This window comes from Stieleria sp. (assembly GCF_041595215.1).
In the GTDB taxonomy this organism is placed as follows: Bacteria; Planctomycetota; Planctomycetia; order Pirellulales; family Pirellulaceae; genus Stieleria; species Stieleria magnilauensis.
This window is the reverse complement of record NZ_JBFHKV010000801.1, coordinates 1-4,148: the sequence shown is the minus strand read 5'-3', so window position 1 is coordinate 4,148 and position 4,148 is coordinate 1. Positions and strand designations below refer to the sequence as shown.

2 protein-coding genes are annotated in these 4,148 nt (G+C 60.6%); both read left to right on the top strand.

Annotation, left to right across the window (positions count from 1 at the left end; genetic code table 11):
• On the top strand, window positions 1-1,604 hold a 1,604-nt coding region (locus ABX749_RS24370), incomplete at its 5' end, for an alkyl hydroperoxide reductase (RefSeq protein WP_372898283.1).
• A 5-nt stretch (window positions 1,605-1,609) separates the two neighbouring features.
• Window positions 1,610-3,931 carry an RND family transporter gene (locus ABX749_RS24365; protein ID WP_372898282.1) on the top strand — a complete coding sequence of 774 codons (2,322 nt, stop codon included), beginning with the start codon at window positions 1,610-1,612 and terminating at the stop codon, window positions 3,929-3,931.
• Window positions 3,932-4,148: the final 217 nt, after the last annotated feature.

Sequence of the window (4,148 nt, the reverse complement as noted above, 5' to 3'; positions counted from 1 at the left end):
GTGCGACACGCATCCCCGAAGTGTTCGTGGTCGATGCCGGTGGCAAGATCGTTTACCAAGGACGCATCGACGATCAGTACGAACCAGGCGTCTCGCGAGCCCGGCCGACGCAGAACGATCTGAACGATGCCATCGAATCCCTGTTGTCGGGCCATCCGATCCCAGAGCCGAAAACCACCAGCGTCGGTTGCTTGATTACACGCACCGCGAAACATGCGACGAAGGATTCTTCTACGGCACCGGTGACCTTCAAGGCCGACATCGCATCGATCCTGAACGAACACTGCGTGGAATGTCACCGCGGCGGTGAGATCGCGCCGATGGCCCTGACGGACTACGACGAAGTGGTCGGTTGGGGGCAGATGATTTTGGAAGTCATCGACCAGAAACGCATGCCGCCTTGGCACGCCGACCCCGACATCGGGCATTTCGTCGGCGAGCGGAGGATGCCGCAGGAGACGCGCGACAAGATTGCCGCCTGGTTGGACAACGGAATGCCACAAGGCGACGACGGAGATCTCCCGCCACTTCCGCAATGGACCGGCGGGTGGCAGTTTGAAACCGAACCGGATTTCGAGATCGCGATGCGCGACCGTCCCTTCACCGTCCCCGCCGAAGGCGTCGTCGAATACCAGTACTTTGTCGTCGACCCGAAATGGACCGAAGACCGTTGGATTCGCGCGGCACAGGTGATCCCAGGGAATGCGAGTGTGGTGCACCACGCGATCGTGTTCGTGCGACCGCCCGACGGCAACGGATTCCACGGCATCGGTTGGATGGCGGCCTATGTGCCCGGACAACGCGCCGTCGCCCTGTCCGAAGGTCACGCTCGGTTGGTCCCCGCCGGTTCGAAGCTGGTGTTTCAAATGCACTACACGCCCAACGGTCGCAAGGCGGAGGATCTGACGCGGGTCGGTGTCTGGGAGACCGCCGCGGACGATGTCAGCCACGAGGTGTTCACGCAACTGGCGATCGATCACGAGTTCGAGATTCCCCCCGGCGTCAGCGATCACACCGTCACCATGACGGTTGATTCTTTTCCGCCGAACAGCCGAATGCTGGGCATCACACCGCACATGCACCTGCGTGGCAAATCGTTCTGGTTGCAAGCCAATCGCCCCGGCGGGCAAGTCAAACCACTACTCAGCGTGCCCCACTACGATTTCAACTGGCAGCATTGGTACGAATTCAACACACCGGTCGATCTGAACGATGTCGAATCATTGGAGATGTCCGTCCGCTTTGACAATTCCTCGAGCAATCCGTTTAACCCCGACCCCGACGATTTCGTCTCCTGGGGCGATCAGACCTGGGAAGAGATGGCGGTGGCGTTCTTTGACGTCGCGATCCCCCGCGGCGGTCCGCACTACCGAGTTCAAAAGCCAAAGCCACTCTCGCAACGCCAACAGGCCGAACGCGACAAACGGATCGAGGAACACGTGACCAAGTTCATGGCGTCCATGGATACGAACCGAGACGGGATCATCGAACGTGACGAGACACCGGTTGCGTTTCAGCGATTCGGATTCAATCGCATCGACCGGAATCATGACAGAAGAATCGAACGTGATGAGATCAGAGCCGCCGCGGCGGAGCGCCTGTGACACGGATGAATCAAACAGCGGGGATCGGCGCACGGCTGTTCTTTTGGTGGGCCGATCACCCCGGAGCACAACTGGCGGTGTTTGTCGCCATGTCGACGCTAGCGACGATCGGGTTTACCAACCCCGCACTGATCACGGATCTGATCCCCGAAGCCGTGCAGCAGGTAGACGATTCGGGAGCATCGAATCGCTCCAATCGTCGCGACATGGACTATCCCAGTGGCGGCCGTGTTCCCGACAACGTCCAGCCCTTTCAAGTCGGCGGCGGACAATGCGTCCTGGTCGCGCGCGTCGACTCGTCGGGCACAGCGGACTTGTTCTCTGGATCGCATCTGCGCGCCATGCGGCGGGTCGCCGAAGGGCTGCAGTCGATGCCCCAGATCGACGACGTGATGTGGCTCGACAGCGTTCCCGGTTTCAACCTGTTCGGACTCTCGGGAACGCTGCTGCCCAGCGACAACGCATCGCAGCGTCAGTTGGACGAGGCTCGCAGTCGAGTGCTGGAGAATCCGCTGGCGGTCGGTCAACTGATCTCCCAGGACGGGCGGACGGTGTTGATGCACCTCGGCATCGACTGGTTCTTTGTCACCAGCGACGAAGCGGTGACCAGCGAGATCCGCGAACGTGCCGAGTCGATTGCAGCGACCATCCCCGGTGTCGCATTGGAGTTTCAACTGACCGGACCGGTGCCGTTGCATTTGATGATGGCCAACAATCATGTGACCGATTCGACCAAGTACCAACTGATCGGGTACTCGATCATGTTGCTCTCGGCGGTGATTCTGTTTCGCGGTTTCTCGGCCGTGGTGATCGTCGCGGTGGCGCCGGCCGTCGGTGTTTTGTGGACGACCGGGATGTTGCATTTTCTGGATCTGCAAGACAACCCGTTCAACGACATCATCGTTCCCGTGCTGGTCAGTCTGGTCGGACTGACCGACTCGGTGCATTTGATGGTCGAGATCCGCCAACAACGTGCCAACGGTCTGGAAGTCAAAGAGGCGGCACGGCGTGGGATTTCGCGTGTCGGCATGGCGTGTTTGCTGACCAGCACCACCACGGCGATCGGATTCCTGTCGCTGCTATGGGCTCATCACGAGATCGTTCGCGACTTCGGCCTCTGCTGCGTCGTCGGTGTTGCGATGACGTTCATCAGTGTGTTGACGGTAATTCCGCTGGGATGCCGATCGCCCCTGGGACGACGCCTGCATATCGGGCTGGGCAAAAGTCTGGTCGACGGCCAGCTGCGGCGGATCGGGCCGCTGGTTGATTGGGTGCTGCGCCGAGACCGCGCGGTCGCCCGTATCGCCATCGCCACCACCTTCGCCATGGCCCTGATCTCCTTGCAACTGCAGCCCGACGAAAAGCGTTACAGCGGATTGAGCGAATCGGGCGAGGCGGCTCAGGCGCTTCGGCACCTGGACCGGTCACTCGGCGGACTGGAATTCAGCACTGTCGACGTCCGCTGGTTCAACGATTCGGACGAAAGCGAACTGCTGGACGTGCTCGGCGAAATCGATGCCTTGTTGGCCAGCGAACCGCTGATCGGCAATCCGCTGGGGATCGGACAATTGCTGGCGGCACTGCCGGGTGACGGAGACGCGAAGGAGCGCATGACGCTGCTCGAATTGCTCCCACCTTCGCTCAAACGCGCCTTCTACATCCCCGAACACCGCTTCGCCTCGGTCCAGTTTCGTGTCCAGGATTTGGGCATCGCCGCCTACAGCAAGCCATTCCAACGGATCGAAGCTGGATTGAATACGATCACCGAGCGGCATCCCGATTTCGACGTGGAGCTACAGGGAAACGCGGTCTGGCGATGGCGAAACATCTATCAAATCGTCACCGATCTGGCCACGAGCTTGGGAACGGCCAGTATCGTCATCTGGCTGGTGTTGACGCTCGTCTATCGCTCGATACGAATCGGATTGATCTCCATCATTCCGAATCTGTTTCCGCTCGCCGCGACGGCCACCATGCTGGTCGTCAGCGGCCAACATCTGGAGATGGTGACGGTGTGTGTATTCACGATCTGTGTCGGTATCGCGGTCGACGACACGATTCATTTTCTGACGCGTTACCAGGAAGAGATGAAACACGGTGGGCAACACCAGGAAGTCATCCGCCGCGCGTTCACCGGAGTCGGGTCGGCGCTGTTGATGACGACGATTGTGTTGGTCGCGGGCTTGGGATCGGCGATCGCCGGAGATTCTCGCGACGCCCGACTGTTCGGCATCATGGGATGCCTGACCCTGGCCACCGCGCTGTTCGCCGACGTGCTGCTGTTGCCCGCCATGCTCAGCCGATTCGCCAAGCCCCGACGTCGATAAGCGCATGTTGGTGTCCAGCCTTCAGGCGCATCCCCACGCGCTGCGAAGCAGCGACACCGACCTCCATCAATCAGCTCAGCACTCCCGGCAAAATCCCCGTGCTGTCGGCGAATCGCTCGTGCCCGGTTCCGAATGCGTTCAACATCGCGGCATACAGATTCGCTAGTGGCGTGTCGCGACCGAAAGACAGGTGTTGGCCGGTGGCGATGCGTCCGCC